Below are 16,875 nucleotides of genomic sequence, written 5' to 3'. Positions count from 1 at the left end.
GCCACCCGGCGACGGTGCTGCCCCAGCCGCGCTTGTCACGACGTGCCATGCCGAGCTCACCGGCGGCAGGCCGGCGGGTGTCTTACAACGCGCGTCCTGCCTCGGTGCGGGGTGAGGGCCACCAGAACGCATCGTCGCCGTTCCAGTCGGCGAACCTGGGCAGCGGCGTCTTCAGTGGCCGGTCGCGCGAGCGTTCACAGGGAACCCTCGGGGACGAGCGTGTAGCGGGTGAGCGCGGTCGCGTCCCAGGTCATGCGTCGGCGCCCCGGGAGCGCGCCGGAGATCTCCCGGGCCGGGACCGCTCGCTCGCCGCAGGTGACGGTCAGCGGCGGGGTGTCGCAGGGCACCTCGACGACGAGTTGACCGTCCGCCGCCGCGGTGATCGATGCCCAGGTGGGCACACCAGCCGACCAGGCCACGGAGGTGGTGTGGCCGCCGCGGCAGCGGATGCCGCGCACCGACCCCGTGTCCCAGCTCCCCGGCAGCGTCTTCAGCAGGCTGACCGCGCCTTCGTGGCTCTGCACGAGCAACTCGGTCATCCCCGCGACAGCGCCGAAGTTGCCGTCGATCTGGAAGATGTAGCCCGACGGCCGGCCGCCGTGGGGATGCAGGTCCAGCAGCGAGACGGAGCTCAGCTCGTCGAGCAGGATCGCGATCGAGCGCTCGGCCAGTTCCGGGTCGCGCAGCCGGGCGGCCAGGCACAGGATCCACGCCTGGCTCCAGCCGGTGTGTCCACTGCCGTGCTGCAGCCGGGTGGCCAGCGCCTGCCGTACCGCCTCGAAGTCGTCCGGCGTCCCCGACTCGGTGATCCGGGTGCCGGGGTAGAGGCCGTAGAGGTGGGACAGGTGGCGGTGGCCGGGCTCCTGAGAGGGCCGCCGGTCATACCACTCCAGCAGTTCGCCGTCGATCGCGACCGGACGCAGCTCTGACAGCGCCTTCCCCGCGCGTACGGCGAGCTCGTCGTCGGCCAGCGAGCAGTAACGGGTCAGGACCTCGCGGACGAGCTCCTGGTCCATGGCCGCGCCCGCCGAGATGGCCGCCGGATTGCCTGCCTCGGTGAGGAAATGGTGTTCCGGCGAGGTCGACGGGCTCATCACCAGCTTGCCGTGGGCGTCGGGAACCAGCAGGTCCAGCGCGAAGGAGGTGACGCTGCGCAGAGCGGGCAGGAGCAGCTCGGGTGCTCCGCCGTACTCGAGATGGTCCCAGAGGTGGGCGGTGAGCCAGAGCAGGCCGGAGGACCAGTTGGCCCACTGCGGAACGCCGTTGACCGGGGCGCTGAAGCGCCACAGGTCGGTGTTGTGGTGACTGGTGGATCCGGCGGCGCCGTAGTAGTGCCGGGCCGCGTCCTGGCCGGTGTCGAGCAGGCCGTCGATCAGCTCGAACAGCGGTTGGTGCAGCTCGGGCAGGCCGGCGGGCTCGGCGGGCCAGTAGTTCATCGGGAGGTTGATGTTGGTGGTGTAGTTGCTGCTCCAGCCGGGCCGCACGTCGGCGTTCCAGATGCCCTGCAGGTTGGCGGGCTGGGTGCCGGGACGGGAACTGGAGATCATCAGGTAGCGGCCGAAGTGGTAGTAGAGCTCAGCGCGCTCGTCGGGGAGCGACAGGTCGACCCGGTCGAAGTAGCCGCGGTGGTCGGCCTCGTGCTCAGCGAGCAACTCCGCCGTGCTCCTGGACAGTGCGGCCTCGACCTGCCGGCGCGCCTGCCGGGCCAGCTCGGCGGTGTCGGCGCTGGGCCGTACGGCATGGCCGCGGAAACCGTCGGCGGCCGCGGCGACCATCCGCACCTCGCCGGATCCCGTGCTCTGGACGGCGATGACGACGGCGAAGCCCATGCCGGCGGCCACCGTGCCGTCGCGGTCGGGTGCGTCGGCGCCGTAGGCGACGGCGGGCTCCCGGTCGACGTAATCGGGCAGCACGTTCGCGGGTGCCCGGCCGGTGATCGTGAGCCACTCGCCGTCACGGATCACCTCGATCGGGTGCGGTGAGGTGAATGCGGGCAGTTCAAGCGGCCCGCGAGCCGAGGCGACCAGCACGCCGGCGGGAGCGGAGACGAAGCTGATCAGCTGCCCGCCGTCGTGGCTGACGGTGGTCACCGCCCGGGCGAGATCGAGCTCGCGGCGGTAGCCGGAGGACTCCCCGCCGGAGGTGTGGCGCCATTCGATGAACCCCAGCGGCTGGTAGGCCTGGGTCCAGCCGCTTGACTGCATGCGGCGGCCGAGCTGGTCCGCGCGCTCGAAGTCGCCCGCGGCGATCGCCGCACGCAGTTCCGGCAGCAGAGCGGCGGGCGAGGGGCCCTGCTCGGGCGGCAGGGGGCCGCCCGACCAGAAGGTGTCGAGATTGAGGTCGAAACGCTCCACCTCCGGCCTCCCGTACGCCATCGCGCCGAGCCGGCCGTTGCCGAGCGGGAAGCCGTCGTGAAAGTGGGCGGCGGGTGCGTGCAGCCGGAGGAGATGTCGTGTCGTCACAGCGCGTCGTATGCCTTCTGCTGGATCTGGAGGTAGCGGGTCAGGCCCAGGCCGTTGAGCCCGTCGAGGAAAGCCTGCCAGGCGGCGTCGTCGTTGATGTTCTTCTGGCCCGTGACGAACTGCAGGCTGGACTGGTTGACGTAGTTGTCGATGTTGGTCTGCAGGGTGGCCAGCTCGCCTGCCTCCTCCGGTGCGATCTTGATGTGCCAGACGGGGAAGATCTGGTCCTTGGGTTCCTTGCCCGCGTACAGCTCGGTGGCCTTGAAGAGGCGGCGCTCGTAGCCCGCCTGGTCGTAGATGTGGGTCGATGTCACCTGGGCGTTGCGGAACTCCTTGGTGCTGTTGTACTGCGCCGCCGGCCCCCAGCCGCCCTCCACCCCCTCGGGCTGCGTCAGTGTCTTGAACGACGGCTTGAGGCTCTCGTCGAGCGCGACGTCGCCGGGCTTCGCCTTCTCCCAGCCGACACCCTCCTCGCCGAACTCGCCGTACCGGTGTCCCTCCTCGGTGAAGATGTAGTCCAGCATCTTGATCGCGGCGATCTGGGTCGCCTCGCTCGCCTTGGAGGTGATGACGAAGGTGCCGCCGGGCTGGCTGGGCAGCGTGTAGGTGGCGTACTGCGTGCCTGACGGGCCGGTCAGCGGGGCCACGGCGTCGTAGTCCCTGTCGCGGCGGTCCTTCTGTCCGATGGTGACCAGTTGGGCCGGATGCATAACCGTCGCCGAGCCGACGATGGCCGCCTCTGCCTTGTCGCCCTTGGCCTTCATCGCGTCCCCGTTCTGGGTGAAGGCCGCCTGGTCGATCAGGCCGTCCTTGTACAGCCCCGCGATGTAGCGCAGGCCCTCGCGCCAGCCGGGCTGCATGGGCTGCAGTTGCACCTTGCCGGCGTTGACCGCCAGCGTGGAGCCGTAGTCGGGGCTGCCCTGCGGGTCGTAGATGAAGGCGTTCATGAGGTACGGCAGGAGCGGGTTGGCGGTGCTCGCGCTCATCGGGATCTCATCGGCCTTGCCGTTGCCGTTGGGATCCTTGGTCTTGAACGCCTGCAGCACCTCGCGCAGCTCGTCGGGGGTGGTGGGCTGCTTGAGTCCGAGCTTCTTCAGCCAGGCCGAGTTCATCCAGAGCTTGGCGGCATAGGAGCAGTGGAAACAGTCGTTCCACTGCGGCATGCCGTAGATCTTCCCGTCGGGCGCGGTCGCCAGCCGCTTGAAGTCGGGAATCGAGTCCAGCGTCTTCTTGACGTTGGGGGCGTACTTGTCGATCAGGTCGTTGAGCGGCACGAGCACGCCCTGCTTGCCCAGACGGATCAGCTCGGACTGGGTGAACCCGTCGACCCACGGGATGAGCATGTAGACGTCGGGGAGATCGCCGCTGGCCAGCGAGATCTGGCGCTTCTCCTTGGCCGAGGCGCTGTCCCAGGTGGTGGTCTCGAAGGTGAGGGTCACCCCGAGCTTCTGTTCAAGGCGCTTGGTGAACGGGCTTTTGCTCAGGTGCTGGTCGGCGTTCTGCTGGGCGAAGATCTTGATGGTGCCGGCCTTCTGCTCCTGCTTGGGCTCCTCAGCGGAGCAGGCGGACAGGGCCAGGAAACCGGCGGTGAGTGCTGCGACGACGACTCTGACGGCCACGGTGATACCTCGATGTCTGTAGGTGGGGGGTGTGTCAGCCCTTGACGGAGCCGATCATGAGGCCCTTGGTGAAGTGCCGGGCGACAAAGGGGTAGATGAGGAGCACGGGTACGGTCGAGATCACGATGAGCGAGTATTTGAGCAGATCGGCGAGTTGCTGGCGCTCCATGGCGGTGGCGACGTCCATGCCGTTGCTCTGGGTGTTGAGGATGAGGATGTTGCGCAGCACGAGCTGCAACGGGTAGAGGCTGTCGCTCTTGAGATAGAGCAGGGCGTCGAAGTAGGAGTTCCACTGGCTGATCGCGTAGACCAGCGCGATCACCGCGATCATGGGCTTGGCCAGGGGCAGCACGATCGACCAGAGAACCCGGAAGTGGCTCGCGCCGTCGATCTCGGCGGCCTCGAACAGCTCGCGAGGGATGGAGTGGCGCAGGTAGGTGCGCGCGATGATCACCTGCCAGACGGCGATCGCGTTGGGGACGATCAGCGCCCACCGCGTGTCGATCATGCCGAGAGACTTGACGACCAGGTAGGTGGGGATGAGGCCGCCGCCGAACAGCATCGTGAAGACGATCAGCCGGGTGAGGAGCCCGCCTCCGACGAAATCCCTGCGGGACAGCGGATAGGCCAGCATGAGCGTGAGGCTGACGCTGACGAACGTTCCCACGGCCGTGTAGAAGAGCGAGTTGCCGAAACCGACGAGGATCTGCCGATCGGACAGTGCCACCTGGAAGCCGCGCAGGGTGAAGTCCACCGGCCAGAAGGTGACCCGGCCGGAGCTGACCGCGTTCGGATCGCTGAGGGAACTGGCCAGGATGTAGAGCAGCGGCAGCAGCACGACCGCCAGGAAGGTGGCGAGCAGCACGTAGACGGCCACCATGAACAGCCGGTCCGTCCGCGATTCCCTGACCATGGTTACCAGAGCCCCGATCCGGAGACGCGCTTGGCGATCCTGTTCACGACGATGAGCAGGACGAGGTTGACGGCGGAGTTGAACAGGCCGACCGCGGTGGCCTGGCTGAAGTCGGCGTTGAGCAGGCCGGTCTTGTAGGTGTAGGTGGCGATGATCTCCGACTTGCTCAGGTTCAGCGGGTTCTGCAGCAGGAACGCCTTCTCGAAGCCGACCGCCATGATGTTGCCGACGCCGAGGATCAGGATGATGGCCGCGGTCGGCATGATGCCCGGCAGGTCAACGTGGATGATCTTCTGCAGGCGGGAGGCGCCGTCCACCCGGGCGGCTTCGTACAGCCCTGGATCGACTCCGGCCAGCGCGGCCATGTAGACGACGGCGGAGTAACCGGCGGTCTGCCATATGTCGCTCCACACGTAGATGTGCCGGAAGTAGTCGGGATTGCCGAGGAAATCGATCGAAGGGATGCCGAACAGCCCCAGCGCGTCATTGGCGAGCCCGACACTGGGCGACAGGATGAGGATCGTCATGGAGACGACCACGACCGTCGAGATGAAGTACGGCGCGTAGGTGACCATCTGCACGGTCCGCTGGAAGAATCCGCGCCGGATCTCGTTGAGCGCCAGCGCCAGGATGATCGGGATCGGGAAGCTGGCGATGAGGAAGTAGGCCGACAGGACGAAGGTGTTGCTGACCAGCGTCCAGAAGACCGGGTTGTCGAAGAAGGCGCGGAAGTGCCGGAAGCCCACCCACTCGCTGCCCCAGATGCCGTCCAGGACGCTGTAGTCCTTGAAGGCGATGACCGCGTTGGCCATCGGGATGTACTTGAAGATCGCGAAATAGGCCACCGGTACCGCGACGAGCAGGTATAGCTGCCAGTTCCGCCGAACGCTGCGCAGGCGCGTGCTAATGGCCATATACCCTCACCTCGATCAGTTCCGCCGGCGCGGCGGGGAAGCGCACCCACACCTCGTGGGCGACCAGACCGTCCAGCTCCGCGCGAGCCGTGCCGGCTCCGGTCAGACCGGCCGCCACCTGGGCGCCGTCGTCGATCTCGATGGCGAAGGGTAGGTCGGCCCCATCACCGAACCGGACCTCGATCCGCCGCAGCAGCCACGCACCCTCCAGGTCGACGCGGACCCACTCGCCGCTCCAGCCCTGCTCGGTGCTGTAGTCGGTGACGTTATGAGCGGGTGATCCGCTGCTGAACACCGGCCGGTTGGCCGACAGCAGCCGCTCGCTGCCGGGCCGGTAGCGCCGGCTCGGCGGCCCAGAGGGCAGTTTGCGCGGCTGACCGGTCCACTCGGGGCCACCGGTCGCCAGGATCGTGAGGGTGGCGGGCTCCAGACCCTCGGCGCTCGCGCGCAGGACGTTGACCCCGGCATAGTGGGAGCGGAACTCGATCGCCCCGATCCCGTCTACGACGGGCAGTTCGATCGAGGTGCCGGTCGGGAAGAGGCCGCCGCCCTCTAAGACCTCGATGGTCACCGTGCGCTCGTCGGAGATGATCGCGCCGCTCTCGTCGACGAGTTCGACCCGGAGGTAGGCGTCGTCGGTGCCGTCCGTGCCGATCATCTCGGCGTCGGAGCTCAGCCGTACGGCTCGCGCGGTGCCCTCGCTCGGCCAGACGGGGGGCTCGATGCCGCGCAGCTTGTTGCGGTACCAGTAGTAGGAGCGCAGCGGCACGCGGAAGTAGTCGATGAAGCCCATCCGGCTCATGTCGGTGATGATGCTGCCGTGGTGGAAGGCGCACCACAGCGCGATCCCGGCCCGCCAGGCGTGCTCGATCTCGACGCCGTCGGTGTAGCGCGGGCCGTAGACGCCCGGCCGGTCCTCGATCGTGCTGCCGTACTCCGAGACCAGGCTGGGCCAGGGCGGCTGGTGGAAGAGTGCGGCGCCGTCGCCGTTGTAGCCGGCCAGGTCGCCAAGCTCGTCGAAGCCGCCCCGCTGCGCGCCGCCGACCGCGGCGGGCCTGGTCGGGTCGAGCTGGTGGGCCAGGTCCACCAGGCGGGTGACGAGCTTCTTGGCCTCCGGCATCACCTCGGCGTCGGTGAAGAAGGGCTCGTTGCTGACGCTCCATACGATGATGCTGGGGTGGTTGCGGTTGACGCGGATCATCTCCGCCAGCGCGCGCAGGCAGCTCTCCTCGAACTCGGCGCGGTCCTCCTCGTGCGGTGGGTAGGCGCTGGCGTTCCAGTAGCCCTCCGCGTCGTGGCCGCCCACGCCCCAGAAGTGCAGCTCCGACCAGAACAGCAGGCCCTGCCGGTCGCATTCGGCGGCGAACTGCTCGTGGTGCGGGTAGTGGGAGCCGCGGATGAAGTTCATGCCGCACTCCTTGATCGCCGCGACGTCGCGGCGGATGCCGGCGTGGCTGACCGCGTCGCTCCAGCCGGCGTGGTCCTGGTGGACGTTGGCGCCGTTGATGAGGTAGTGCTCGCCGTTGAGGAAGAAGCCGCCGTCGGTGGTGAACTCGACGGTCCTGAACCCGAAGGCCGTACTCGCCTGCTCACCGTTGCTCAGGCGCTGGTCGAGCTGGTAGAGGACCGGGGTGGCAGGGTGCCACTGCCGGACTTCGTCGAGCAGCAGCTGCGTCAGGTGGGTCGTGGTCTCGCCCGCTTCCAGGCTGATGTGAGCGCTAACATTCGCTAGCTCGACGCCGTCCAGGCTCACCACGGCGTCGAGCTGCCCCTCGAAGGGGGTGTCCCCGTCGTTGACGAGTTCGGTGGCGATCTCGACGCGGTTGCCGTCGGTGGTGACCGCCGTGCCGTACCAGGCGAAGCGGACCTTCTCGCTGACGATCAGCGACACGTCGCGATAGATCCCGCCGTTGAAGACGTGCTCTCCCGCCCGCGGCGCCAGGCGCGGGTTCCACTCGTTGCTCACCCGTACGGTGAGCTGGTTGATCCCGGGCCGGACCGCCTTGGAGACGTCCATCTCGAAAGCGGTGTAGCCGCCCAGATGCCGGCCGACGTGATGGCCGTTGACGTAGACCTCGGCGTCCTGGAACACGCCCTGGAACTCCAGGGCGACGCGCTTGTCCGGGTGCTCGACGACGAAGTCCCGCCGGTAGACGCCACGACCCACATAAAAGCCGGCTTCCATGAAGTACGGCTGGCCGAAGGAGTGCGGCAGGCCGACGTCGTACCAGTCGCTGTCGTCATAGCCGGGCTCGGTGGCGCCGGACGGGTCTCCGTAGGTGAACTTCCATGACCGGTTGATCAAGCTTTTGTAGGTGGAAGGCACGATGGCGCGCTCTCGGAGAGAAGGGATCGTGAACGTTCACGTCACGGCCGTGAACGCTCACGACATCTGTTGGAAACGTCACGCTACGGAGCGGGGTGGCTCCATGTCAATGGGGAACTTCGTCAGGCGGATTCGCGCCAGATCAGACACGGGTTGACAAACCGTCGCATGGGCGGAAGCGGGGCGAAGTCGGCCGCGGCGAGCTCTTCGGCGATGTCCAGCGCGGCGTTCACCACGCCCTCACGCCCCATCGACAACGTCGTCAGGCGTGGGTGCACCGCCTCGCCCAGGCTCAGCCCGTCTATCCCGCAGATCCTGACCCGCCCGGGCACCTCGATGCCCAGCGCGTGCGAGGCCTGCACGGCGCCGATGGCCATGAGGTCGTTGTAGACAAGCACGGCATCCACCTCCGGATGGGCTGCCATGAGCTCGGCGAAGGCCTTCCCACCACCGGCCAGCGACTCCCCCCCGACCGTGATCATTCGTGCCGACTCGGCGCCCGCCAACTCCTCGAACCACTCCCGTCGGAGCGAGGGACGGTAGGTCGGCGAGTCCCGCAGGGAGAAGTCGGAATCGATCATCCCGAGGTGCCGTACGCCCCTGGCTCGCAGCGCCTCGATCGCCTGCCGTACACCCTCACGCAGATCGATCTCCACCGAGTGCATGCCGGGCCGGTCCATCAGGCGATCCACCATGACCAGCGGAACTCCCCGGCAGACCTGCGCGAGGTCGTCGTCCGGCAGGAAGAAGTGGCCCATGAACAAGTCCACCTCTCCCGCCAGCATCTCCATGGCCGCCGACTCCTCCTCCGTCTCCGTCGAGGCCATCAGCACGTGCCAGCCCCGAGCCGCGGCTGCGTTGAGCAGGTCCCCGGCGATCTCGGTGTAGTACGGGTTGCGGAACGACGCGACCAGATAGCCGATCGCGCGGGTCTTCTTCCTGGCGACGAGATTGCGGGCGAATCGGCTGGGCCGGTAGCCGAGGCGCTCGCACGCGTCTAGGACACGCTGTTTCGTCTGCTCGTTGATCTCTCCCATTCCGTTGATCGCGCGGCTCACGGTCTGCCGGGAAACCCCAGCAGCCTGGGCCACATCATTGATCGTCACACGCTTCGTCATCGCCGTCCTCAGGTCCGCTCTGAGGCTGATCGTAGTGACGAGCCGGTCTTACGGCTGAGGCGAAATTCAGGAGCCGAAGTGGAACGCGGCGAGCCTGGCGTCCCCGCGCAGGCTGATCCGCAGGTCGTGAACGCCTTCCAGTGCCGCGTCCAGATCCGCGGCGACGGTCGTCCACGCGTAGCGCCCCGGGTGTCGGGCATCGCGATCTCGGCGAGCAGCCGATCGCCCGCCGCGAAGGCCACGCGCCCCTCACCGGCGACCTCGGTCTCGGCCGCGCCGGACGGGTCCGCGGAGCGGAAGGGCAGGTCCGCGGAGTGGAAGGGCAGGGTCGCGGGCCGCCCGCTCGGGGCGATCACATCTCCGATGGTACGGCTGGCGTCGACCAGGGCGATGCCCGTGTGGTCGGCGAAGCCCGCAGCCGAGGTGCGCAGGTCGACGACGTTGCGCGCTCCGGGGACGGGACCGCCCGTGGTGATGGCCGCCCCGAGAGCCGGCTCGCCGGCGGAACTGCCCACCAGGGTCTGCGACGTAGCCGCCGGCGATGTCGTCGGGTGGGTTGGTGTAGAGCCGGAGGTAGCGGTGGTTATGACCAGGAAAGTGCTGGTTGCCTGCCTTGGGGGCGATGATTTCCTTGTTGAGATTCCCTTGGCGGAATAGTCCGGGAAGGGCACACTGCGGATGTGGTCAACTCCGTGACGTTACTGGACGTTCACCCCGTCCCACTCGCGAAGGGGATGGCATGAAGAGGTTCTCGCTGCTCGTCGCTGTCCCGGTCCTCGTCGCTGGTTTCCTGATGGCGCTGCCGCACGCCGCACATGCCGTTCTTCTCGATCAGATATGCGCCGACAATGTGGTGCTGACCTGGGACCCGCCCCTGACGAACACGCCGCAAACCCTCAACTACACCGCCACGGGTCAGCTCAGCGACTGCTCCAGCAGGGCCTACCCCTCCGGCACTTACAGCGAGAGCGGCACAGTGCCGGGAGCGACGTGCACGAGTCTGTTCTATCCGGGAAGCGCGACTCGCACCTTCGTATGGACCTCCGGCGGGTCCAGCCTCTTCTCCTACAACTGGAACTCCACACGCGTCAACGGCAACATCGTCTATCTTGCCGTCGGGTCGATCCGCCCAGGCGGGGTCTTCGGCGGCAACAACGCCAAAGAGGTCATCACCGTGCCCGCACCCGACCCCACCGCTTGCTCCAGCACCGGCGTTTCCCGGCTCTTCGGCCTCGGAACGCTGCAGATCGGCGTCTGAATCGCGGCCTGCCAGTGCAGATGCGCGGGGGTGGCAAGCGTAGGCGTAGCCCGGCTGCCGGCAGAGAGCGGCGAACTCGGCGGAGGTGTTTGCTCGGGTCCCATCGACCACGACCTGCACCCCGGACAGCCGCCGCTCACCCCAGCTGGATTCGACATCGACGAGGAGTCAGCGGCCATCCTGCCCGGCGCGCTGCAACTCGCCGCCCGTCAGCGCTCGCCTGATGCTCGTTCTGTGCTGGGTTGAGTCGCTGCTCGGGACCGTCGACACTTCGGGATCTTGACTCGGCGGGGCCTGGTGAGTCACCACCGGATCCCGGCCGAGGTGCCCGGCCCGGCGGCCGGGCACCGGTCGTCGGGTCACTTGACGATGATCTGATGGGTGGCCTGGGCCGGTCCGGTCCCGCCGTCCCCCGCATAGCTCGCGAGGTAGCTGTACCTGCCGGCGTTGGCGGGCGTGTCGGTGAACGTGTACGTGCCGTCGGCGTTCACCGTCACCGGCGGGAGCTTGACGGTCTTACCGCTGGTGCCCTTGACGTACAGGGTGCGCTGCACGGTGAGCGTGGACCCCGGAGAGGGCGGCCTGTCGCCCGCCGTCAGGACGCCGCTCAGCTCCACGGCCGTGCCGGCGACGCCGGACTGCGGCCCTGTCAGGGTGAGCGTGGCTTCGCGCTTGACCGTCACGGTGACGGAGGCGCTGCTGCGGCGGTGGCCGTCGTCGCCGTCCCAGAACACCCAGTAGATCACCTCGCCGATGTACGGCGGCAGCTCGAAGACGGGCGTGTCCTGGAAGGTGAACGTGCCGTCCTGCCGCGTCGTCACGCCGGTGATCGGCACTTTCGTCCAGCCGGGCAGGTACTGGATCACCGTGAGCGGCTTGAGCCCGAGCGCCTCGCCATCGGCGCGGGTGAGCCGCCCCTCGACGGTGATCGGCGAGCCGGCGTACGCGTCCGCGGGGGCCGTCACCGTGAGCTTGGTGGCCGGTAGCGCGACGCCCGTCACCCGCCACAGCAGCAGCCGGTCCGTGGAGCTGCGCAGCAGTGCGAAGACGTCCGTGCCGGAGAACGCGACGCCGTCCGGGAGCAGTTCGGCGTCCGGCTGGTCGGCCGCGAACAGCTCCGCGCCCGTCGCCGCGTCGTAGAGGGTGAGGTCGGTGCTGCCCCACTGGCGTCCGGCCGCGACGTACGCGCCGTCCGAGCTGAGCGCCACGGCGGACGGGTACCCGTCCCAGCCGTCGCCGTAGGTGCCGGTCGCCGCCAGGGTCCTGGTGTCGTACCTGGTGAAGTGACCGGGGGCGTCGGCCGCGCTGAACAGGGTGCCGCCGTCGGAGCTCAGGGTGAGGTCGCGCAGGGAGTCGATGCGCCACTCCTCGCCGTCGATCGTGCCGCGCAGCGCGGGGGCGCCGTCGCCGAGGTCGTAGACCAGTATGTCGGCGTGGTGCAGGACGGTCTGGCCGACCACGAGCGTGTCGCCGGCGGCCGCAAGCACGGGAGGCCGCAGGTGCTCGCCCCCGACCGCCACGGGCGCCGGGGCGCTCGCGCTGAGATCCAGGCCGACGACGCCGCCGGGGCCGTTGTCGCATCCGTGCCCCACCCACAACCGCTCGCCCAGCAACGCCAGGGTGGACGGGCAGGGGTGGGCCGACAGGTCGATCCGGCGGGTGACGGCGAGGCTCGCGGTGTCGATCTCGGCGACCTCGTTCGAGCCGGCGAGAGCCGCGTACAGGCGGGTGCCGTCCGCGTTCACGGCCAGCTCTTGGACGCCGGGCAGGCCGGTGACGACACCGCCGGTGAGGTTTCCGTCAGTGCCGGCCACGATGATGCGGTCGCCGGCGGGAACGAACACCCGGCCGCCGCCGACGGCCAGGTCGGCGGTGTAGGAGTCGGTGGCCCCGAGGTCGGTGGTGGTGCCGGCCGCCGAGGCGGCGGGGGCCGTGACGGTGAGCAGGCCGGTGATCAGGCCGGCGGCGCCGCAGTAAGCGGCTAATCGGCGAACCAGGGATGGGGACACGAGAGCCTCCTGCCAGGATGGGAACATATGTTCTAATAACGTCTCATGGGTGCTCCCACGTCAAGATCATTCGGTCGCGCGACACCAAACCGTGATCAAGCACCATCCGGCGCTGGACGGGATGACCCTGGCTGCAGGAAGACCGGCGGCCAGCTGCTGGCGTCCGTGCCCAGGGCTGTGCGGTCCAGTCCGGTCGGTGAGCAGTTCGCGGCGCTGCTTGAGCACCTGGACGGGCACGAAAAGGAGTGCCGCGCCACCGTGGAGTCATGGATGCTGAACGGGCTGCCGGTGCCTGCCGGGCTCCTCGCCGGGTGTGGCCCCACCCCTGGTGGCGGGCCTGCCTGCGGCACCCGGTGGTTCCGCGTGGAGGGGCGGGCCGGGCTGCTGGAGGAGGTGTCCGAGGATGGGCGGGTGAGCGTCAGGACGGCGGACGGCCGGCGGTTCAGGGGGCACCAGGCATTCGGCCCCGGCGAGCGGCGGGTGGGTCCGGACGGCCACAGGTTCCACGACACGGGCGGTACGCAGCAACCGCTGCGGCCCGGCCAGCCCGGCATGCTCGGCCAGGGTCCAGCAGTTTCTTACGGTCGAGGTCGGCCAGCAGACCGCGCACGTACGCGGTCGCGGCCCGGCGGGGCTCGACCCCTCAAGATGCCGAAGTGTCACTGGAGTGCTAAGGCGAGGAGGACCCGCACTCGCACTGCGGGGTGGCGTAATAAACCCGACCGAGCCACCTCCAAGACCTTACAGATCAGCGAAATCGGGATTTGCTCAGCGCGTGGTCAGCGGCGTTCGCCTTCCTCCAGACTCTGGATGAAGGCGAACTTCACAGGCTTTCCTTCGCGAACCACACCGCGGCTTTTTCTGGGATCTCCCGCTCCATCTTCAGCCGTCGGTTCTCCTCGCGAAGCTCCTTCGGCTGCGCGCGCTCCTCAGCGGTGAGCGGCTTCTCCGCGTTCTCGACCTGGCCCCGCTTCTTCGCCATGTTCAGGCAATTGCACAGTGTGTATTCATCGACCCCGAGCTCTCGCGTGATCTGTGCCGCCGGCCGGCCCGAAATGATCAGCCACTCTACCGCCTCGGCCTTGCGGCCATCGGAGTGCTTCCCCTGCTTGCCGCTGCCATTTCCCCCTCTTCTCTGGTTGCCCATCCGTTGGTGGAGAGAGGGTCTACGAGGTCCGTAGTGCTTCACCGGACGTTCTGGTCGGCGAGCCCCGCGTGAAAGCGGTGTGACACCCCGGCAGGCGCCGGGGGTTACCGAGACCCCGCCGGGGCCAGGGCGAATCGATTCCGAGAAGTTCGCCCCATCGTTGAACCGGGTCGGCGGCTACATCGTTTCGAAGATCAGCCATACGCGGACAGCAAGCTCACGTCGACTCAGCGGGAGACTTCCAGTGACACTGCGTCTGAATTGCTCTGCTCTCGTCGATCTTCCTTCTGCGGATCGCATCCTGTTCCAGAGTTTCGGCGCCGGCCCGGAGGCCGCCCCGGCGTTCGACCGCATTCACCATGCCTTCGAGGCCCACGCCAAGGCCGCGCCGACCGCGACCGCAGTCACTCATCTCGGCGAGAGCATGACCTACCTGGAACTCGACCGCCACGCCGACCGCCTCGCCGCGTCACTGGCCCACCGTGGAGTGCGTCCCGGCGACCGCGTCGGCCTGTTCATGACACGGTCGATCCCGATGGTCGTGGGCATCCTCGCGATCTTGAAGGTAGGCGCTGCTTACGTGCCGCAGGATATCCGGATCACCCCGGCCGCCCACCTGCGCCACATTGTCGACACGGCCTCCGTCAAGGTGATCCTGACCTCCTCTTATTCGGCGCCGAGGATCCCCGCCGGCGATCGTCACAAGGTCATCGCGGTGGACGAGCTCCTCGCGGTGGATGAGGTGCCACGCTCGGGTGAGTGGTCCTCGCCAGTCCCGGGCGGGTCGGGCGAGGTGGCGGTGGTCATCTTCACCTCTGGGACGACCGGCCATCCCAACGGTGTCAACGTGACCCACTCCAACCTGTGCAACATCCTGCTGAACGAGCCGGGTTCCCTGGGAATCGGCCCTGGCACCAGAGTGGCCCAGATCCTCAACATCGCCTTCGACATGGCGGTCTGGGAGATCCTTGGAGCCCTGTCGCACGGCGCCACGCTCGTCATCCGCGGCGACGACATCGAGGAGACCGTGCGCGACGTCGATGTCGTCATCGCCACCCCGGGAGTCCTGGGCTCCCTGGACGCCTCTCGGTGCCGCAACGTCAAGGTGGTCGCGGTCGCGGGCGAGCGCTGCCCCCGGCATCTGGCGGACACCTGGTCTCGCTTCAGCGCTTTCCACAACGCGTGCGGACCCACCGAGGTCACCATCGTCAACACCATGCAGCGCTACGATCCGCGGCGCCGCGTCCTGACCATCGGCAGACCACTGCCCAACACCACGGTCTACATCCTCGACCAGAACGGCAGGCCATGCCCGATCGGCGAGATCGGCGAGATGTGGGCGGGCGGCGCTTGCGTGACCGCGGGCTATCTCGGGAACGACGCTCTGACCATGCAGCGGTACCGGCCCGATCCCTTCCGTGGCGACGGCCACCTGATGTTCCGCACTCGCGACCTGGGCCGCTGGACGCCGGACGGCGAGCTGGAACACCACGGCCGCACCGACGACCAGGTGAAAGTCAGAGGCTTCCGGGTCGAGCTGGACGCGGTCACCGGCGCACTGGAGCTGACCGCGGGCTGCGCCCGCGCCACCACAGTCCTGCGGGAGGGCGAGCTGATCGGCTTCGTCAGCCCGGCGAGCGTGGACGTCGAGGCGGCGAGGAAGGCCGTCGAGCAGTCGCTGCCGTACTATTGCGTGCCCTCCCGCGTCGTGGCCGTGGACGAGCTGCCGATGACCGACCGCGGCAAGGTCGATAAGAACGCCCTGCTCGACCTGATCGACCCCCTGATCGACCCGCTGATTGACGTGGTCGCATGACGGTCGCGCGCTCCCTGTCGGATGCGTTCGAACTGCCTCCGCCGCGCTCGGCGATCAGGAGCCTGGGCAGTGGCCGGCGCTACATGCACTACAACCGGCTCGTAGCCGTCGTGCTGGCCGTCAACACGGGATTCCTCGTCCACGCGATCATCGCCGGCTGGTGGACCGACCCCAGCACCCTGTCTCTCCTGGTGGTCGCCAATGTCACCCTGGCCGTGCTGATCCGCCAGCAGTACGTCATCAACCTGCTCTTTCACGCGGCCACCCATGCCCCCGTCCGCTGGCCGCTGGCCGTCCGGCGCATTCTGGGCAAGGTCTACCACTTCGGTGGACTACACGTCGGTGGGGCGGTCGCGGCCACCCTGTGGTTCGCCTTCCTCACCGGGGTGATGACCGTGCGCCCTGCCGAGGTCTCCGCGGGACTGCTCACGCTCGCGTACGCGATTCTCGCGCTGCTGGTCGCGATGGTGATCTTCGCGCTGCCCTCGTTGCGGGCGCGGCTGCACAACGTGTTCGAGGTCGTGCACCGGTTCGGTGGCTGGACGGTGCTCGCCCTGTTCTGGGCGTATGCGCTGCTGACTGCGGCCCACCAGGTGACGTTCTGGGCGCTCACGGCCATCACCTTCAGCGTCGCGCTGCCGTGGCTGCGCCTGCGGCGCGTGCCTGTCCGGATCTCCAGGCCGTCGTCGCACGTGGCCCTGCTCGGGTTCGACTACGGCGTCACGCCGTTCGCGGGCTCGTCCACCACCGTGAGCCGTAACCCGCTGCTTGAGTGGCACTCCTTCGCCAATGTGCCCGCTCCTGGCAGGAGCGGCTTCCGGCTCACCGTCTCGCGGGCCGGCGACTGGACGGGGTCACTGATCGACGACGGTCCCTCTCACCTGTGGGTCAAGGGCATACCGACGGCCGGCGTCGGCAACATCGACAAGCTGTTCGCGCGCGTCGTCTGGGTGGCCACGGGCAGCGGTATCGGCCCGTGCCTGCCGCACCTGCTGTCCCGCGAGACGCCGTCACGGCTGGTCTGGTCGACACGGCACCCCCGCACGACATACGGCGACGAACTGGTGGAGGAGATCCTCGCCGTGCAGCCGGACGCGGTCGTCTGGGACACCGATGCCGGCGGCAAGCCCGACCTTCTGGCCCTGGCCTACCGGGCGTATGTGGAGTTCGACGCCGAGGCGATCATCTGCATCTCCAACAAGAAGACCACGTGGCACCTCGTCGAACAACTTGAGATGCGGGGTGTCCCCGCGTACGGAGCGATCTGGGATTCCTGACCTGACAGCGCCTGAT

General features: G+C 68.2%; 12 protein-coding genes. 3 read left to right on the top strand and 9 right to left on the bottom strand.

What is annotated here, in order from left to right:
* Nucleotides 1-194: 194 nt before the first annotated feature.
* The 7 genes from AB0H84_RS22005 to AB0H84_RS21975 all read right to left on the bottom strand — a co-directional run bounded on the left by AB0H84_RS22005 (nucleotide 195) and on the right by AB0H84_RS21975 (nucleotide 9,867).
* Nucleotides 195-2,462, bottom strand: coding sequence for a glycoside hydrolase family 95 protein (locus tag AB0H84_RS22005; protein ID WP_357606941.1), 2,268 nt, complete (start codon nucleotides 2,460-2,462; stop codon nucleotides 195-197).
* Nucleotides 2,459-4,081 (bottom strand): hypothetical protein, encoded by a 1,623-nt coding sequence (locus AB0H84_RS22000; RefSeq protein WP_357606938.1) that lies wholly within the window; start codon nucleotides 4,079-4,081, stop codon nucleotides 2,459-2,461. The genes AB0H84_RS22005 and AB0H84_RS22000 overlap by 4 nt, the downstream gene beginning before the upstream one ends.
* 34 nt (nucleotides 4,082-4,115) lie before the next feature.
* On the bottom strand, nucleotides 4,116-4,994 hold the full coding sequence (locus tag AB0H84_RS21995; protein WP_357606935.1) for a carbohydrate ABC transporter permease: 879 nt from the start codon (nucleotides 4,992-4,994) through the stop codon (nucleotides 4,116-4,118).
* Nucleotides 4,995-4,996: 2 nt separating this feature from the next.
* Nucleotides 4,997-5,908, bottom strand: coding sequence for an ABC transporter permease subunit (locus AB0H84_RS21990; RefSeq protein WP_357606932.1), 912 nt, complete (start codon nucleotides 5,906-5,908; stop codon nucleotides 4,997-4,999).
* A complete protein-coding gene (locus AB0H84_RS21985; protein WP_357606929.1) occupies nucleotides 5,898-8,213 on the bottom strand; it encodes a glycoside hydrolase family 2 TIM barrel-domain containing protein in 2,316 nt (771 codons plus the stop codon). Before AB0H84_RS21985 ends, AB0H84_RS21990 begins: the two co-directional genes overlap by 11 nt.
* 143 nt (nucleotides 8,214-8,356) lie before the next feature.
* Nucleotides 8,357-9,352 carry a LacI family DNA-binding transcriptional regulator gene (locus tag AB0H84_RS21980; protein WP_357606927.1) on the bottom strand — a complete coding sequence of 332 codons (996 nt, stop codon included), beginning with the start codon at nucleotides 9,350-9,352 and terminating at the stop codon, nucleotides 8,357-8,359.
* 8 nt (nucleotides 9,353-9,360) lie between these two features.
* The gene (locus AB0H84_RS21975; protein WP_357606924.1) at nucleotides 9,361-9,867 is read right to left on the bottom strand and encodes a hypothetical protein; all 507 of its coding nucleotides are present in this window, start codon (nucleotides 9,865-9,867) and stop codon (nucleotides 9,361-9,363) included.
* A 224-nt stretch (nucleotides 9,868-10,091) separates the two neighbouring features.
* Between AB0H84_RS21975 and AB0H84_RS21970 the strand changes: the two genes are divergently transcribed.
* Nucleotides 10,092-10,610: a hypothetical protein gene (locus AB0H84_RS21970; RefSeq protein ID WP_357606921.1), complete on the top strand. Its 519-nt coding sequence runs from the start codon at nucleotides 10,092-10,094 to the stop codon at nucleotides 10,608-10,610.
* 359 nt (nucleotides 10,611-10,969) lie between these two features.
* Here AB0H84_RS21970 and AB0H84_RS21965 read toward each other — a convergent pair whose 3' ends face one another.
* Nucleotides 10,970-12,619 (bottom strand): hypothetical protein, encoded by a 1,650-nt coding sequence (locus tag AB0H84_RS21965; RefSeq protein WP_357606918.1) that lies wholly within the window; start codon nucleotides 12,617-12,619, stop codon nucleotides 10,970-10,972.
* Nucleotides 12,620-13,442: 823 nt separating this feature from the next.
* The gene (locus tag AB0H84_RS21960) at nucleotides 13,443-13,766 is read right to left on the bottom strand and encodes a hypothetical protein (RefSeq protein ID WP_357606916.1); all 324 of its coding nucleotides are present in this window, start codon (nucleotides 13,764-13,766) and stop codon (nucleotides 13,443-13,445) included.
* A 244-nt stretch (nucleotides 13,767-14,010) separates the two neighbouring features.
* On the opposite strand from AB0H84_RS21960, the gene AB0H84_RS21955 reads away from it, so the two are divergent.
* Together AB0H84_RS21955 and AB0H84_RS21950 are read left to right on the top strand one after the other, a co-directional pair.
* Nucleotides 14,011-15,582, top strand: a complete 1,572-nt coding sequence (locus tag AB0H84_RS21955) for an amino acid adenylation domain-containing protein (protein WP_357606914.1) — start codon at nucleotides 14,011-14,013, stop codon at nucleotides 15,580-15,582.
* Complete coding sequence (locus tag AB0H84_RS21950) at nucleotides 15,579-16,859, top strand: hypothetical protein (protein WP_357606911.1); 1,281 nt, start codon at nucleotides 15,579-15,581, stop codon at nucleotides 16,857-16,859. The genes AB0H84_RS21955 and AB0H84_RS21950 overlap by 4 nt, the downstream gene beginning before the upstream one ends.
* The last annotated feature ends 16 nt before the right edge of the window (nucleotides 16,860-16,875 follow it).

Source organism: Nonomuraea sp. NPDC050786, from assembly GCF_040654115.1.
Classification (GTDB): Bacteria; Actinomycetota; Actinomycetes; order Streptosporangiales; family Streptosporangiaceae; genus Nonomuraea.
The sequence above is the reverse complement of the archived record's forward strand: the minus strand, read 5'-3'. Positions and strand labels throughout refer to the sequence as shown.

What these genes read in the sequence shown, in the direction of transcription:
- AB0H84_RS21960 (WP_357606916.1), bottom strand. Translation starts at nt 13,766, where the DNA reads ATGGGCAACCAGAGAAGAGGGGGAAATGGCAGCGGCAAGCAGGGGAAG.
- AB0H84_RS21950 (WP_357606911.1), top strand. Translation starts at nt 15,579, where the DNA reads ATGACGGTCGCGCGCTCCCTGTCGGATGCGTTCGAACTGCCTCCGCCG.
- AB0H84_RS21970 (WP_357606921.1), top strand. Translation starts at nt 10,092, where the DNA reads ATGAAGAGGTTCTCGCTGCTCGTCGCTGTCCCGGTCCTCGTCGCTGGT.
- AB0H84_RS21990 (WP_357606932.1), bottom strand. Translation starts at nt 5,908, where the DNA reads ATGGCCATTAGCACGCGCCTGCGCAGCGTTCGGCGGAACTGGCAGCTA.
- AB0H84_RS21995 (WP_357606935.1), bottom strand. Translation starts at nt 4,994, where the DNA reads ATGGTCAGGGAATCGCGGACGGACCGGCTGTTCATGGTGGCCGTCTAC.
- AB0H84_RS21980 (WP_357606927.1), bottom strand. Translation starts at nt 9,352, where the DNA reads ATGACGAAGCGTGTGACGATCAATGATGTGGCCCAGGCTGCTGGGGTT.